Source organism: Mycobacterium heckeshornense, from assembly GCF_016592155.1.
GTDB classification, from domain to species: Bacteria; Actinomycetota; Actinomycetes; order Mycobacteriales; family Mycobacteriaceae; genus Mycobacterium; species Mycobacterium heckeshornense.
Map to the genome: position 1 here is coordinate 4,575,795 of NZ_AP024237.1, position 15,012 is coordinate 4,590,806.

Sequence of the window (15,012 nt, forward strand, 5' to 3'; positions counted from 1 at the left end):
CACGGCGCGCTCCAGCATGATGGCCTTGGCGAAATTCAAGCGCTGCTTTGCTTTTCGTTGTGCCTGTGGTGAATTGCCGCCATGGAGACCGCACACGTGGTGGCCACGTACCGCGAAGCGCCCGCACGGTTTACCATCTCGCTGCCGTCGCGCGGTGCACCTGCGTGGGTGGTTGAGGCGCTGCTCATACGTCAATGCATTTAAAGCCCTAGCATTCTTAGGTTGCTCGCTCATCGCTCACCCGGTCTTGTGCGGTCGCATGGCCAAGGCGGCGCTATCGGGTTGCGGGGTGGCCGGTTTGGTCTCCGCGTCAGATAGGCCGCTAGTCGATACGGCGGCATCGGCGGGGTGTAGACGTTCATTGCAATCTCCAATCGGTCGTGGGAGCTTTTGGTGTGGCTCGGCCAAGGCGGTGACCGCGCCCGGTTCTACCCCGCCGAGATGTCCGCGCCGAGTTAGCCGCTCGACCGCGCCGACTACGCCTGCGCCCCCTACGGGGGAGGGCGCAGACGGCGTAGTCGTTCGCGTGGTCGCTAGCCCACTGCGCCGTCCGCGCGGTCGGCGTAGTCGTCGGCGTAGACGGCGCGGTCATGTCTCGTCGGTCTCCTTGAGGTCGCTCAGCTTCCGTTTCCAGTTCTCCACATCAACCTCCGCCGTGTCGGAATACGCATCACATTGCGGGTCTTCATGTTGCCGATACGGCTTTACAACGACGTGAATCTCACTGTCGCGCGCCCCTTTTTCGGTCTTTGCAAAGCCTTCGTCCACCAGGAACTTGATCGCGTTTCGCCAATGTTCGCGGTGCTGAGTCTTGCCCTGTTCTTTGCGCTCTTGGCACATCGCATTAACGGTCTTGTTGTTGGTGCGGTCGGCGGGGTCGTCGGCTTCCTCCCAGTACCGGCTGACTTGCTCCATGAACCATGCTGGGCGAAATGTCTTTTTGGTCTTGGTGGACTTGGCGTCATCAATATCTGTTGACTTGCCAATGCCGTGCGGCATCTCCAACGCCCAAACGCTCCGGTCAGCATCGGTCGAGTCCAAATGCAGGTCGGCGACGTGTTGAGTGCGGTCTGATTTCCGCCACCGTCCACCCAAACCCCGCACCCGCCCCGGCCGGTCCTTCCCAACGCGCACACTCGCCACCCCGGCTTGGCCGACCGCGAACGGCTGTTCCATCTCCACGACGTACGCCGCGCCGCTCAGCCCCGGTATTTTGTGTTGGCTGCCGAGCGCGAACCGGCCACGAGTGTTGGTGTCCTTGGCGACATGGTCAACGCATGCGACAGCCGCGTTGGTGTCGCGCGCAATGGCCTTTGGCAATACGCGGTGCCAACGGGCCACATCATCGGCATCGTTGGCCGACAACCCGAACATGCCCATCGAGTCGGTAACTCCATCTATCACTGCGAAGCTGTATGTGCTGGCCAACAGCGCGTGGAATGCTGCACGCTCCGCATCGGTGGTTGGTGGCGCTTCAGGGTGCACGTACATGAACAGGGCCGTGTTTTCAACAATTTCCGCGGGCACGCCCAGCCGAATCAGTCGCTCCGCTACTGCCCCGGCCTCGTCCTCAAAGTCGATGTACAGCACCGGCTCGCCGTTTAATAGACACTCTGCGGCTGCGCACTGTACGAGCCAGGACTTGCCCGATTCTGACTCGCCGTGCACCGAATGGACTTTGCCGCGATAGAACAGACACGCGCCGTCTGAGCGCTTCAGAATTGTTGGCGGAGCCGCCCCGGCACCGCGCCGGGCACGAGCAATGTCGACGGGCTGCCATGACGGCACATCGTCCTCGCCGCCGCAATCGTCGCCCGGTTCAACAGGCAGCGCGCGCAGCTTTTCGTCCAACGTGTCGGGGTGCCATCGACCGCCAGGCGCCAATGTCCGGTCAGCCAGCTCGCTGTTGCGCTCTTGCGCCAGCCGCCGCTTAGCGCGGCCTTCGAGGTCGGCTAGGTCCTCCGCATTGGCCGCGTCCACCGCATAGCGCGCCGACCGTGCGAAGTCAGCCTCATCAAATCTGCTGTCCCGCTGGGCGTAGCTGTCGCGGGCAGCGGCCTCAATCTCGGCTACCGCCGTCGCCCACGGGTACCAACCCACCCGCGCCCAGCGCGCGGCTTCGTGCAACGCGTCGAACGCCGCGTTGCGTGTTTCGGCGGTTGCTTTCCGTACCGGCGGCACAACGTACTTGGTCAGGTGCCAAGGCTGGGCGTTGCTGGTGTGCTCGGCGGCGAACTGCTCCGCCGTCTCATCCGTCGCCTCACCAGACACCGCCTTGGTCGCGTCAACTCGCAGGCCGTCCAGCCATACGTCGGGCAGCTTGGGCAACTCTTGCATCGGCGGCAATGGAACCGACTGCCCAGTGCATTGGTCATAAGTCTTGTACCGCTGCCCGGTGTAGTGGTAGCTCGGCGGTGCCGCAGCGAGCCGGTGATGTCGTTGGATCAGCTCGACATGACCATTGGAGCCGTCATCGGCCTTCAGCACAGTCATGCCGCGCCAGTCGTCCGGTACCCGGTACAGCCGGATACCGCTGCCGCCGTGGTATGGCCGCGCTGTCAATACGAATGTTGTTGGTAGCGGGCCAAGGCGGGCTTCATGTTCGCCAATGGTGTTTAGGCCGCGCTTGCCGTCATAGGCGTCAACATCAATTCCAACAACGCCGACAGGCATTCGCGTGCCAATGTTCAAGATGCCGCGTTCGCCGTTACGGATTCGGGTCGCAACATCTTCCGGCCACCTCTCAACCTCGTCGGCGTCAGCATCGTCACCGTCATATCCCGTTACTCCGCTGTGCCAAGGAATCTTGCCCGGTGGGGCATCTGGGCGCGACGGATCAATGCGGCCAATCGCAATCGGGTGGTAGCCCTTGTCCAGCAATTCATTTGCCGTCGCGATGAACTCGTCTGCAGTAAGGCCGCTGCCGCTGCCGTCACCTATCGGCTTTCCGCCGTCGCCTTCAGCGGGTATCATAAAGGCCAGACCTTGATTGTTGGAGCAGTTGGGTCTCGCGGTTCGCCCTCAGCACGCCCGCCAGGTGTGGGGTTGGGGGTGAACTCATTTCTTCACTCCCGCAATAGCTTTTGGTGCGCGCCCAGCATTTACACCAACAAACCGCTGTGGCTCAGGCGCTTTGCACGCCTTTATCCATTCGTCGCCGTCATGCTTGCTGAAGTAGTTACGACCAGCGATCTGCGTCGGGACAATGGCACGCCGCTGCACCGCGAATTTGACTGATCTGCGGGTTACCTCCACCAGATTGCGCTCGAAGCGCAGATACTCGAATAACTCCTGTTCCGTCAAGACAGGATCATCATGCTTCATTTGAAACGTGTTTCCTTCTCTCGATGTTGAGAGAGGTTGCCCGCCAGCTATTAACGTCCCAGGCCGCCCCGAAGGGCCGACTTCTAAGCGTACCCCAGCTGCCGCCGCGTCGCCTAGACAGCGAACGCGGCTGTGTCGCAGTGGTTTAGGTGGGCTTATGCCACCAATGCGGTTACGTCGTGCATGTAACGGTCACCTCAATCCTCACCCCTTCATTAGCCTTGTGATCAAAGTAGTTCACTTCCACATCGCTGCTGGTGCGTATGCACACATCGTTCATATGCAACGTCACTATTTTCGCCCATGGGTCGTTGCTTGCGCTCGTGCGCGCTACGTCGTCGTCGTGCTCGATCATTCTCATCTTCGCTCCTTTAGTGTTGTATGCCGCGCTTTGCGGCGCACACCACATGTACCCTCAGCCGAAACCAAATGCACGCCAATCAATTACGTGTCCGAACCGGGCCACAATCGACGAAACATAAGGCGCACCAGCTGATTTCAAATGCCGCTTTACGTTTCAGGTGGCCTAGCCCGGTCTAGGCCACGGCTGGCCCGAACCGGGCCACAACAGTCGACACCTAAACTGTGCTAACTGAACTGAGTCGCTTGCCTTAGCCCTCGGATGCTCTAGCCACGTTCGGGCCAACGCAGGGTCAAACGGAGAACGCCATTCCTGGCCCCAGAAGCCACGCTCAGCAACGACAACCGCGCCGGGCCACTCGGTACCGGCGCAAAACGCCGTGATTCGTGTAACGCCTGGTGGGCCGGCATCGTGCCAGGTCACGGCCCTACGGCTGCCGGCCCGCCCCTAGCGGCCTTACCCGCCCGCCACGCGGCAACACGTTAGCGGCCTACTCGGCCAGGTCTACGGCACCGCCCGGTGGCAGGATCGCCGCGCCCTTTGGCAGGTCTGCGCGGCGGGCCACCACACGGTCCTTGTACTTGCGGTCGGCGGTCTGCCCGGCCAGGGCTTCGCACGCGAGGCAACAACGGAACAGTAGGACATGCCGACCACGGTGCACGACCATGAGCCGTGTCGTGCCGCCGCCATAGTCGCTTACATCGCGGCTGAGCGGGGCGGTGCAATCCGGTGCAATGTTCACGGTGCAGCGCAGGTCATAATCTGCCGGGTGTTCCCGCATGGCATCCGCGCTGGTGTAGCGCCAGTAGTCGTCAACCTGCTGAGCGAACTGCAAAGCCCATGTAAACCAGTCAATTTGCTGTTGCCGTGCGCGCCCCACATCCGCCTTGGTCGCGCCCACACGCCACACCACCACGGCATCGTCGAGCAGGTGGTCTAGCTCGGTCACATCGGCGATGTCACTGAGCCGTATGCGGTCCGGGTCATCATTCGGCAAGGCAATTCTCGTCGATAGGTCGTTCATCGCGGTGTTCGCGCGCTCCCACATGGCCGGCGACCAAGCCGCATCGAACAGCGGCGCGCTGTTGCGGCCATGCACCCCAGCGGCTATCTGCTCAGCTGCCAAGGCAGCGGTAGCGATGGGGTTGTTCGGATCAGGCGGGTTGTTGTGACCATACTTGTCCGCAAGGCGTTGGCGGCGTTGTTCGTCCATCACGCAGTCCTCCTCATGGTCTGAATGAAGTTGTAGAGGTCTACGGTGCTGTACCAGATGGCGCCGCTGATCATGCGGCTCGGCAAGGTGCGGTCGTTGGTCGCCTTGGTCGCTAGACCAAGGCCGACATTGGTTAGCCCCATGACATCTCGGTACCAATCAACCGCGCCAGACTTGCCTTTGATCGTCGGGTCAGTAGACAAGTCAAGCTTGGTCGTTGCAGCAGCAGCATTCGTCGGCGGCTTGGGAATTATTGGCGTTCGCGCCATTAAACATCCTTTTACGCAAGCGTATTCGCGGTATCCCTACGATACTCCGCTACTACCCCGGAAGCCTCCCGTAAACACTCAGCGCTGTGTTTTCGGCACGGCCACAACGTATTTCGAAGCGTACGCTCTCGCCTAACGCACGCAACGAGAGACTTAGGTGGAATAGCATGACACAGGAACTCACGGCCAACAGTCGCTTCCGCATTTGGGGCGGTTCCGGCGTCGGCGACACGAAAGGTGTTGCGACGCGCGGTGACGTGCTCGTCAACATGACCGCTGACGGCGTTGACCTCAACCAAATCTGGGCTGAGGTACAGGAGGTTAATTCGCTCTGGAACGCCGAGCGCAAGAGCATCACCGACATCCTGTCGTTTCAAACCGTCAACGTTGCCGACGCCATCGCGCAGTCGATCACATCTGCCAGCTTCGAGGAAGCCACAGAATTTGGTATCCCGGCGGCGATTCGGCCTCCGAGCGATGTGCTGAAGCTTGGGTACAACTTCAAGGACTGGGACCTGCGGACCAGCTTCACCTGGAAGTTCCTGTGCGAAGCCAGCGCCGAGCAAGTTACAGCTCACCTACAGCGCGTGTACGAGGCGGACAACAAGCTCACCACCGGCACTGTGTTCAACCGGCTGCTCAATCCGGCAACCGTGTTGAACGAATGGCAGCACACCTGCTACGGCTTATGGAACGCGGACGGCATGGTGCCGCCGCCATTCCTCGGCAAAACGTTCGACGGCTCGCACTCGCACTACCTCACCACGGCCTCAACAACTCTCGACCCCGCCGACGTTGAGAACATGATTCAGCACGTGTTTGAGCACGGCTACGGATATCACCCAGAGACGCAATTCGTGCTGCTGCTCAACCCGGTGGACTTTGAGACAAGCCAGATTTCGGCGTGGAAAGCGGGCATCGAGATTCGCCCCGGCCAGACGCCGCAATTTGACTTCATCCCAAGCGCGCTGATGCCCGCGTGGATCAGCAACGAAACCATCCACGGCCCCATCCCCAACGCGGACTACAACGGCCTGCGTGTGTGGGGTAGCTACAAGAACGCCTTGGTGATTCAGTCCTACTACCTACCGCAGGGGTATGCCATCGTAGCCGCTACGGGCGGGCCGAACAGCGACGCCAACCCCGTTGGCTTCCGTCAGCACGTCAACGCGGCATACCAGGGGCTCAGGCACATTCCTGGCCATGGGCCGTACCCGCTCGTGGATTCGTTCTTTGTGCGCGGCTTCGGCACGGGCACGCGGCACCGGGGCGCTGCTGTCGTCGCTCAGATCACCACCAACGGTTCCTACACCGCGCCGGTTGTGGAGACGTAATGCCCCACTACACCCACAACCCCTACCCAGAGCCTGACCCGCCCCCAGGCCAGCAGCGGTATGGCGGTGCCTGCGAACCGCTGCGGCTCCACCGTGACCACCCCGGCGACCAAAGCACAGAGTTTTCATGGGGGCCAGGGCCGGTTGCGCCACACCTCAATGGCCGGCCACCCAGCGAGGGCGGGGTTTACAGGGGTCGCAGCCCAAGGGTTGACCCGCCGCGCAATGAGGACCGCGTGGGACGGCCCAGGTGGCACCCCAGGCCACCCGACGAGGCGCGTGGCTACCCCGGTGAGCAGGTGGCCCCATGAGTCGTGGCCGGGGCGGGTTTTCGTACCCGGTGCCCGCCCTGGCCACCCACCGCACCAGTGCCGCCGAGCTGCCGGTGCCCCGCGCACACCGGAGCGGCCACGTCGGGCTGGTAAACGGCACACCCTGGACGGTCTAAGAAGCCTCGGGCGTTCCCTCCTCGGCCGCTTGTACTTTCCCTCGCACCACTCTCATCAACTCGGGGTCCTCGTGGACGGGCTTCCACTTAGTGAGGTCAAGCTCTGTCATATCGGTGGGCATCGGAGCACCACCCAATGGGACGCAATAGGCCTGAGTCGGTTGGTCAATTTCGCTATCGGCAACCACTGGTTCGGTGAACGCCGACCGGTCGAGCTCAAGCAGCCCCTCGCTGACCAAATAGTTCACGAAGATGTAGGTGTATTGCAGACACGCCCCGATGCGTGAGTAGACGCCCGCAGCCGCCTTATATCGCTCGTTCAGGCTCATGTCCTTGCCGATGGCTGACTGAATGGGTTGCGTATGGAGCGCATCAGAATTCAGCCACAGGTCTGCCAACTGAACATCTGAGAGCTGGCCGTTGTCGGTCATTACGTAGTAGGCCTGCGCGGCCACTTGAGAGCCGTCAACGACTTCTGACCAGTAGTCGCGGAGGGTTTGCATATCGACAAGGTCGGCCAGGGTTTCCTTGCTCAGCAGCTTCTCGACCGCATCGAGGACCACCGCCCAGTAGACAGATTCCTTGCGCATGACGAACGGCCGCAGTCTTGCGGCGAACGACTCAAATTGCTCTTCGGGCGGCAGCTTCATCTGTAGTCGGTGCTTGCCCTCACCCGTCACGTGGTTCCACTCCACGTTGACGGTGATGGTGCCCTGAGCCGTTTTGCTCAGGAGGTCAAGATGGTCGCGCACGAGAGAATGCGCCAGCACCCTTCGCGCGCGCAGAACGAACCGCTGAACACGGTCGCGAGGATCGAGAGCTGGCATTGCTTCAGCCTATGACTGCTGACCGACAACCTTCCGGCGTGTCGCGCTTCGTGTCGCCCGTGTGTTCGATGGTCCCCTAACGGTCCCTTAGACGTAGGCGAACTGTAGACGGACCCGACCCGAACCCTAGCCGTAGCCAGAACCCACTGATTCGCTGGTAGCGATAGATTTCGGAGTTGCTCAAGCCGTCGCCCACCAGCGGCTATCGCTCACTTGTTCGCACAGCGAAAATACTTCCCAAGCTGAGAACGCGGGTTCGATTCCCGTCATCGGCTCCACGTTGACCACGGTGGCTGGCGATCACATCGCCACGGGTTGATCGCTGTGGCCGAAACGTGACAAATGCTTGATCGAATCGCTTACGCGCCCTTGCAGTTCCAGCCTGTCACTCACCACTAGCATCGCTATTACAACTTTGTCAACTAAAAGGGGTTGGGGCAATGCGGGCGGTCGTCCGGTGTGTTCTTGTCATCATCGCGATCGCGGCAATTGTGGTAACCGGGCCGGCCGATGTCAGGCTCGCGGCAGCAAACCAGCCGTACCGGCTTACCGTCGTATCGGTTTTACCCCTCCGTGGTGAGGTGGTCGGCATCGCACATCCCGTGGTGGTGACGTTCAGCGGTCCCGTCAACGATCGGAACGCTGCTCAGCGCACCATCAAGGTCGAAACGGCCCCCCCGGTGAGCGGCAAGTACCAATGGCTGGAAAACAATGTTGTGCAGTGGGTTCCCGACCGATTCTGGCCAGCGCATAGCACGGTCAAGCTCACGGTGGGCGGCTTGTCGACGGACTTCAAAACCGGTCCTGCCGTCCTCGGCGTTGCCGACATCTCGGAGCACACATTCACTGTGAGCATCGACGGGGTCGCGGCGGGACCGCCGCCCCGGCTCCCAGCGCCGCACCACCGGCCCCACTGGGGTGAAGAGGGGGTGATGCCAGCGTCGATGGGCAGGCCGCACTTCCCGACGCCGGTGGGGTCTTACGCCGTGATCTCCAAAGACCGCTCGGTGATCATGGATTCGACCAGCGTCGGCATTCCCCTCACCGATCCCGAGGGTTACCGGATTCCGGTGGACTATGCGGTCCGTATCAGCAGACGCGGTCTCTACGTCCACTCAGCTCCGTGGGCGGTCAACTCTCTCGGGTATGAGAATGTCAGCCACGGCTGCATTAGCCTCAGTCCAGCGGACGCGGAGTGGTACTTCAACACGGTCAACATCGGCGATCCGGTGATAGTGCAGGATTGACGGCTCGCTTCACGGTTCTCGCTACTTCATCTGGTCCACTACAGCCAGGACAGGCCCGGCCGAACCAAGCCGAGACAGGCTCAGTCGCGCGGGGCAGTCGCGGCCTACGAAGGACCGGGCAAAACTGGCTGGCCGGGCACCGGGCCGCTAGCCGGTGCAGCACCAGTGGACTGACCTTTACCCCCGTAGCTGCCCGATAGGTCAATGAGGGGAGCACCCACCGGCACCGGAGCACCCACCGGAGCACCCACCGGAGCACCCAGCGGCACCGGCGCACCCACCGGAGCACCCACCGGCACCGGAGCACCCACCGGCACGGGCGCACCCACCGGAGCACCCACCGGCACGGGCGCACCCACCGGAGCACCCACCGGCACGGGCGCACCCACCGGAGCACCCACCGGCACGGGCGCACCCACCGGCACGGGCGCACCTGCCGGCGCAGCCACCGGCCCGGGTGCGGCCAAGGCCGCGCCGGCCATGTCGGTTAGCGGTGCGCTGGCCGGACTACACGCGGCCGCTGCCGCTCCGCCGGCGGCTGCCGACGGTGCAGTTTCGCCCGCCTGGCCCTGGATGCACGCATATCCGCCCGTGATCAGCGGGGCGGCTGCCGTATCCGGAGCTAAGGCTATAGCGGCCCCGCACAACCCAGCGCCGGCAACGACTTTCATGTTGAAGCGATGAAAGCTCGTCATCACCGTCAACTCCTTTGCGCTCACACGTTCCGCAATCAATACGCGCTGCGAAACCGCATAGCCGTACCGATGTCGTGTTAGACGACTGGCTAATTGTGAGCAGCCGATGTGAAACACCAGAAGCGGCGCACCGGGTCGTTTCCAAACGGTGATGTTCGGCGACGTAACGCTGCCCTCCGCTTCAGCGGATGTAGACCTCATCACCGGTCGGATATCCGCCGCCGGTCGTCGTGACGTGGACGTGGTCGTAGTGACCGTACCCAAAACCTTGCGGACCGGCAGGTGTGTAGTAGACGCCGCGCCAGATCGCGTCTTGTATCCCGAAGCGACCAGCGTTCTGGAGGACGAATGCGACGATCTGGTTGCCCAGCGCGATTCCCTCGGCGCTGCCGGGGTTGGGGATCATGACGTCGAGCGCCAAGCCGTTAGGATGCCACCTCAGCGCATCCGGCCGAACACCGCCGATGCTTTGAATCTCGGGAAAGATCGCGCTGATGCTGCGCTCCACCAGGATGGTCTTGACCTGCAGGCCCCGCTCCGGAGCTTTGCCGGGGGGCAGCAACTGCGGGGCATGCTCGCGGACCACCCGCAACCTCGATGCCGGCATCAACTCGCCGGGCCCGGTCTGTTCTTTGCGGCGAGCCGACGACACCGGGCCCGGTGTTGCCGCCACGACCTGCAGGCAGCACGTGCCACGGCCGTCGCCGGTCGGCTCGGCCTCGCCGCCAGCTCGGAGCGGATGGCCGCTTCCGCTGACGGTGAAGAATACGGCTGCGACAGGGCCACCCATGGCGGCCACGATCATCGACGACCTTGGTCTTTGACTAGCCAGCCGATGTCGTCCCACGAAAACCACCTCACGAGCAAATACAGGAAGGGTCACGGAATCATAACGAACCGGCCATGACAGCTGGCTTACGGAGGTCGCCTATACGTACCAGCTACTTAACATGAGTACAAAGTCACCGGCCTGCTCGACAGCGGCGGGCTCGACGGGCTTGCCAGGGCTCGACCGGGTGTCGAGTCACCCACCACATGTTTGCGACGCGAGTACGCTGCGATGAATCCCTGTGTAGCGCAACGCCACCTGCGGATAAACTCGCCTTCTGCCCCCGAGAACCTGCACGGCATCGTCGTTGCTGCACACGTTGCGCCGTAAGCACGCCGTGGACGTAGCGAACTCGTCGACACCGTGGTGACGCAAAGTCGATGCCGTACCGCAGCATATTCGTATCGATCGAAGGCACGGAAAGTCACGCCTCGTTGGCGAGAGTCGTGCCGGTTTGCTTCGGACGAGTGGAACCGACCGAGTCGACGTGGCGGGGCGGGCGCCAGGTATCCGATGCAAATGACACCATTCCACGCATGAACGATCCACCGGAGGCCCCTGACGGCTCCGCAACCATCGGTCATGCCCGCAGCAGGTCGATCCGGTGGTACCGCATTCCTGATCGTGCCGATCCATGGCTGGCCGGGGTCGCGGCCACGCTCGTCGGCATGGCGCTGTCGTGGCGGCCGTCGTTTTGGTTCGACGAGGCTGCCACCATCGCCGCCGCCAACCGGTCGGAGATCGACATCCTACGGTTGCTGCTGAATTTCGATGCCGTCCATGGCCTCTACTACCTGACGATGCATGCGTGGTTGTCGTGGGTGCCGATCAACGAGTTCACCGCGCGACTGCCCAGTGCGGCGGCGGTCGGCATCGCCGCTGCCGGACTGATCGTGCTGGGCAGGCTGGTCGCCGATCGTCCCACGGCATGGGGCGCGGCGGTGTCGTTTACCGTGTTGCCGCGCACGCTGTGGTCGGCGGTGGAGGCCCGCTCCTATGCGTTGACCACCGCCATCGCGGTGTGGTTGACAGTGGTGCTCCTCATCGCCGCCGCTCGGCGCGGATGTGCGCTCTGGGCTTTGTATGCTCTGACGCTCGCGCTGGCCACCGTCACCTACGTTTATCTGATCCTGTTGGTGATGGCCCACGCCATCACGCTCATACTGATGCGAAAGTGGTGGCAGCTGTTGCCCTTTAGCATCGCGGTCTCATCCGGACTTGTCTTGGCTTCACCGTTGATCGCACTGGCCGCCGGTCAACGTCACACCCAGCTGTGGTGGATCGGTGAGGGTCGCTACATCAGCGGGGTGGTGTGGCAGCAATGGCTTGTCGGTTCACGTCTTTTCATGTGCGCGGCCGTGGTTGTGTTGCTCTGGGGGTCGGTCCTTCTCATTACCCGAAAGACTGGCGGTGGCGCGCTTGTGGTAGCACTGCCGTGGGTTGTCGTACCGACCGGCATGTTAGTCGGATACTCGGTCCTCGGAAGCAACATCTACTCACCCAGATATTTGACCTACACCGCACCCGGCGTCGGCTTGCTGTTGGGGGTGTGCATCGCGGCGATCGCGAGGCAGCGATCGCGCGCCCTGATCGCGCTTCTGGTGCTTCTCGCGCTCAGTTCAAGCACCGCGTTCCTGACCCAGCGCAGTAAGTACGGAAAGCCCGGCGGCGCTGACTATTCCGAAATCGCCACTGTCATCAAAACAAATTCCCGACCCCATGACTGCGTCGTGTTCGCCGCTGCAAACCATGAACCGCTGCGCGCGGCGGCCGCTGCCCGCCCTGATGCGTTCAGGCACCTCGACGATGTGGCGGCCGGCACCCCAGGTTCCTATGCCGCCCAGCTGTGGACCCAGGACCTTCCGCTCGATAGTGACGCGGTTAAGCCCCGGCTGGCGCGTTGCACGGTGTTGTGGGCCGTGATTGACCGCTCGACACCATCACCTGCCGTGAATGTAGCCGAGCAGCAGGGCTTCACGGTGGATCACCAGTGGATTCTGCACCGCAGCAACGTTATTAGGCTGAAACGACCTTGAGCCGCAGGAGCTTACCAGACGCGGATGTAGTCGATGAGCATTTGCGCCGGGAAGGTGCCAAGCGCAGGATCGCCGGCACCCACTCCACCGACAGCAAGAGTAAACATAGGTGTCATCCAGTAACCGGGGTTGTTGAACGGCCACCGCATGTCGTCAGGAGGGCCGCCGTAGACGTGGATGGGCTTGGGCGGCACACTGAAGTAAGGCACCCCGTCTCGCGAGAAATGGAAACCATCCTCATACCATCCCATTTGCCAGGTGTGCCAGCCGCCGTCCACTAAGCCGGGAATCGATTTGCCTTCCCACGTTTTCCCGTTGGATGCCGCATGAACGGTGGTTCCCGGAGGCCATTCGCCGTTGCCGTACCACTCGAAAATGTCGACCTCCCCATCCGGCAGAGGATCCTCTTGAACAGTCCAGAACGACGGCCAGAGGCCGGGATACAAACAGTCGAGCTTGATGCGGGCTTCCCACGTGTGACCGATGGGGCCACGCCAGTTGCCTCGCACTTTGCCGCTGTAATACTGGTCGCCCTCTCGGGTGGCTTGTAACACGAGATTGGAATTGCCGTCGAGAAACACGTTTTGGGCGCGGTAGATTCCCTCGACCGGCGGGAACACGTCGTCCTGCCAGGTCTGCACCGTCCACTTGGCCGGATCGGGACCCGAGCCCGCCGGGCCGTCGAACTCGTCTGAGAAAATATATTTCCCGCCGGCGGAGCCAGCCGGCGCGGCTGGCGGCGGTACCGGAGCAGGTGCGTTGGGAGAAGATGGGTGAGCCCACGCCTGGGGCAAGCGCATCGCCGCCACGAGCGCGCCAATCCCCGTCATCAACAACATGCTGCGACGATCCATTTCACAAACCACCAATCGTTACAAGCTGAAAATCAGATCGGACGCAAAACGCTGTGAGCTCAACGTTTGCAAACGGTGCTGGAATCGATCCATTTGACTCCGTGGCGCCGTGACGAATTCCGGATATGCGCCTACCCCGCACATCGCCGATGCCACCGGACCGCATGCGGCTGTTCACCACACCCGGACCCAGTCGATCAGCATGTCGGCCGGATAGGTACCCGGCCGCGGATCGCCGCCACCCGAGCCGGCAACGGCCAGGTTCAATACCGGATATACCTGGTAGCCAGGGTCATTGAACGGCCAATCGGCAAGTGATTTCGCCGGAACTTCAAAGTACGGTGGTGCACCGTCCACGTAGTCTTTCCAGAAGCGGATACCGGCCTCATCCCACTGGCAGCGCCAGGTGTGCCATCCGGTGTCGATCGCTATCTTGTGCGTCGCCCATTCGGAGCCGTTTGCTTTGGTGTGCACCGTGGTTGCCGAAGGCCAGTTGCCGTTGCCATACCATTCGAACACGTCGATTTCGCCCCGATCGTCATTACCCAACCAGAAGGCCGGCCAGCAACCCGCAGTGAGACAGTCCAGTTTTACCCGCGCTTCCCAGGTATGACCGATGCCACCCCGCCACGGGCTTTGGATTTTACCGCTGTAGTAGGTGTTTCCGTCTTTTGCGGCACGGATCACGAGATTGGATTTGCCGTCGAGAAACACATTTCTGCGATCGTCACGGTATTGCCCGACGTTCTCCGGCCTCTCCCAAAACGTCGGATCCTTCATCGACTCGCGGGCACGCGCAACCGTCCACTTGGACCGGTCAGGGGCCGAACCCGCGGGGCCATCGAATTCGTCGTGGAACAGGTAACTGCCCGCCGCGGCGTTGCCGGGCGGTGCTGCCGGGGGTGGCACCCGGTTCGCCGGTGCGCCGTGTCCGGATGCCGACGCCCCGGCAGATGGCACGGGCACCCCGGCAGCCAGCACACCGACCCCCGCCATCAGCATCAGACTGCGACGATTCAACTCAGCCACAGCTCGAATGAAACCATGCGCCGTGGGGGCGCGCAGACTGGCCCGCCGCTGGGTCCGCGCCGAGGGACCGTTTCGCAGGTCAGGACCGCAGCCACGGGCGACAGCCGTGCGACACCGTTACGACGTCCCTTCCGTCTCGTCTGGATCGTCGAGGACGCTGACCGCAATGCCGTACGGCAGGAACCGGACCTTGCGGGCCGGGTCGGTGTTGTTTTTGTTGGCGCGCAGCGCATCGAGCTCGGTCGCGTACACCTCCTCGACGTGGGCGCCGCCGTCGTCTCCCACGGTGTAGATCACCCACACCCCGTCGCCGGTTTCGCCCGTCGTTTCCGGCTCGGGTCGCGAGCGCCGCGCCATGTCCTCGAAAAACGCCGACCATCCCGCCCGTTCGCCGGGTCCGGTCAAGAATCGGCCGATCCGCTCGAACAGGTCACGAAGTCCTTCGCCCGCCTCGCGGATTACCCGATCGAAATCTTCGGGATCGAATCCGAACGCACCGTCGTCGCGCATCACACAACCCTTCTGCCGCACCGGCCACCTTCAGTG

General features: G+C 62.5%; 14 protein-coding genes. 4 read left to right on the forward strand and 10 right to left on the reverse strand.

Annotated features, from left to right (window positions below; all coding sequences use genetic code 11):
* Positions 1-588: 588 nt before the first annotated feature.
* The 4 genes from MHEC_RS22105 to MHEC_RS22120 all read right to left on the reverse strand — a co-directional run bounded on the left by MHEC_RS22105 (position 589) and on the right by MHEC_RS22120 (position 5,167).
* Complete coding sequence (locus tag MHEC_RS22105) at positions 589-2,880, reverse strand: bifunctional DNA primase/polymerase (RefSeq protein WP_236591515.1); 2,292 nt, start codon at positions 2,878-2,880, stop codon at positions 589-591.
* A gap of 177 nt (positions 2,881-3,057) precedes the next feature.
* Positions 3,058-3,324 (reverse strand): hypothetical protein, encoded by a 267-nt coding sequence (locus MHEC_RS22110; RefSeq protein ID WP_048893133.1) that lies wholly within the window; start codon positions 3,322-3,324, stop codon positions 3,058-3,060.
* Positions 3,325-4,175: 851 nt separating this feature from the next.
* Complete coding sequence (locus MHEC_RS22115; protein ID WP_048893131.1) at positions 4,176-4,898, reverse strand: hypothetical protein; 723 nt, start codon at positions 4,896-4,898, stop codon at positions 4,176-4,178.
* On the reverse strand, positions 4,898-5,167 hold the full coding sequence (locus MHEC_RS22120) for a hypothetical protein (RefSeq protein ID WP_142358649.1): 270 nt from the start codon (positions 5,165-5,167) through the stop codon (positions 4,898-4,900). Before MHEC_RS22120 ends, MHEC_RS22115 begins: the two co-directional genes overlap by 1 nt.
* A gap of 167 nt (positions 5,168-5,334) precedes the next feature.
* Here MHEC_RS22120 and MHEC_RS22125 point away from each other — a divergent pair, with 167 nt between their 5' ends.
* Both MHEC_RS22125 and MHEC_RS22130 read left to right on the forward strand, forming a co-directional pair.
* Positions 5,335-6,501, forward strand: coding sequence for a hypothetical protein (locus tag MHEC_RS22125; RefSeq protein ID WP_048893130.1), 1,167 nt, complete (start codon positions 5,335-5,337; stop codon positions 6,499-6,501).
* Between the two features lie 307 nt (positions 6,502-6,808).
* Positions 6,809-6,949, forward strand: coding sequence for a hypothetical protein (locus MHEC_RS22130; protein ID WP_160315070.1), 141 nt, complete (start codon positions 6,809-6,811; stop codon positions 6,947-6,949).
* On the opposite strand, the gene MHEC_RS22135 is transcribed toward MHEC_RS22130, so the two are convergent.
* On the reverse strand, positions 6,946-7,776 hold the full coding sequence (locus MHEC_RS22135) for a hypothetical protein (RefSeq protein ID WP_235434963.1): 831 nt from the start codon (positions 7,774-7,776) through the stop codon (positions 6,946-6,948). The genes MHEC_RS22130 and MHEC_RS22135 overlap by 4 nt on opposite strands.
* A 440-nt stretch (positions 7,777-8,216) precedes the next feature.
* Here MHEC_RS22135 and MHEC_RS22140 point away from each other — a divergent pair, with 440 nt between their 5' ends.
* The gene (locus tag MHEC_RS22140; RefSeq protein WP_048893129.1) at positions 8,217-9,023 is read left to right on the forward strand and encodes a L,D-transpeptidase; all 807 of its coding nucleotides are present in this window, start codon (positions 8,217-8,219) and stop codon (positions 9,021-9,023) included.
* Between the two features lie 104 nt (positions 9,024-9,127).
* On the opposite strand, the gene MHEC_RS22145 is transcribed toward MHEC_RS22140, so the two are convergent.
* The gene (locus MHEC_RS22145; protein WP_201399631.1) at positions 9,128-9,718 is read right to left on the reverse strand and encodes a hypothetical protein; all 591 of its coding nucleotides are present in this window, start codon (positions 9,716-9,718) and stop codon (positions 9,128-9,130) included.
* A 181-nt stretch (positions 9,719-9,899) separates the two neighbouring features.
* Entirely contained in the window at positions 9,900-10,565 is a 666-nt protein-coding gene (locus MHEC_RS22150) for a hypothetical protein (RefSeq protein ID WP_200902209.1), read from the reverse strand.
* Positions 10,566-11,083: 518 nt separating this feature from the next.
* Between MHEC_RS22150 and MHEC_RS22155 the strand changes: the two genes are divergently transcribed.
* A complete protein-coding gene (locus tag MHEC_RS22155; protein ID WP_142358650.1) occupies positions 11,084-12,583 on the forward strand; it encodes a glycosyltransferase family 39 protein in 1,500 nt (499 codons plus the stop codon).
* A gap of 11 nt (positions 12,584-12,594) precedes the next feature.
* Here MHEC_RS22155 and MHEC_RS22160 read toward each other — a convergent pair whose 3' ends face one another.
* The 3 genes from MHEC_RS22160 to MHEC_RS22170 form a co-directional block, all read right to left on the reverse strand.
* Positions 12,595-13,437, reverse strand: a complete 843-nt coding sequence (locus MHEC_RS22160; protein ID WP_048893126.1) for a glycoside hydrolase family 16 protein — start codon at positions 13,435-13,437, stop codon at positions 12,595-12,597.
* A 174-nt stretch (positions 13,438-13,611) separates the two neighbouring features.
* The gene (locus MHEC_RS22165) at positions 13,612-14,439 is read right to left on the reverse strand and encodes a glycoside hydrolase family 16 protein (protein WP_275999895.1); all 828 of its coding nucleotides are present in this window, start codon (positions 14,437-14,439) and stop codon (positions 13,612-13,614) included.
* Between the two features lie 144 nt (positions 14,440-14,583).
* Positions 14,584-14,976 (reverse strand): hypothetical protein, encoded by a 393-nt coding sequence (locus MHEC_RS22170; protein WP_048893124.1) that lies wholly within the window; start codon positions 14,974-14,976, stop codon positions 14,584-14,586.
* Between the last annotated feature and the right edge of the window lie 36 nt (positions 14,977-15,012).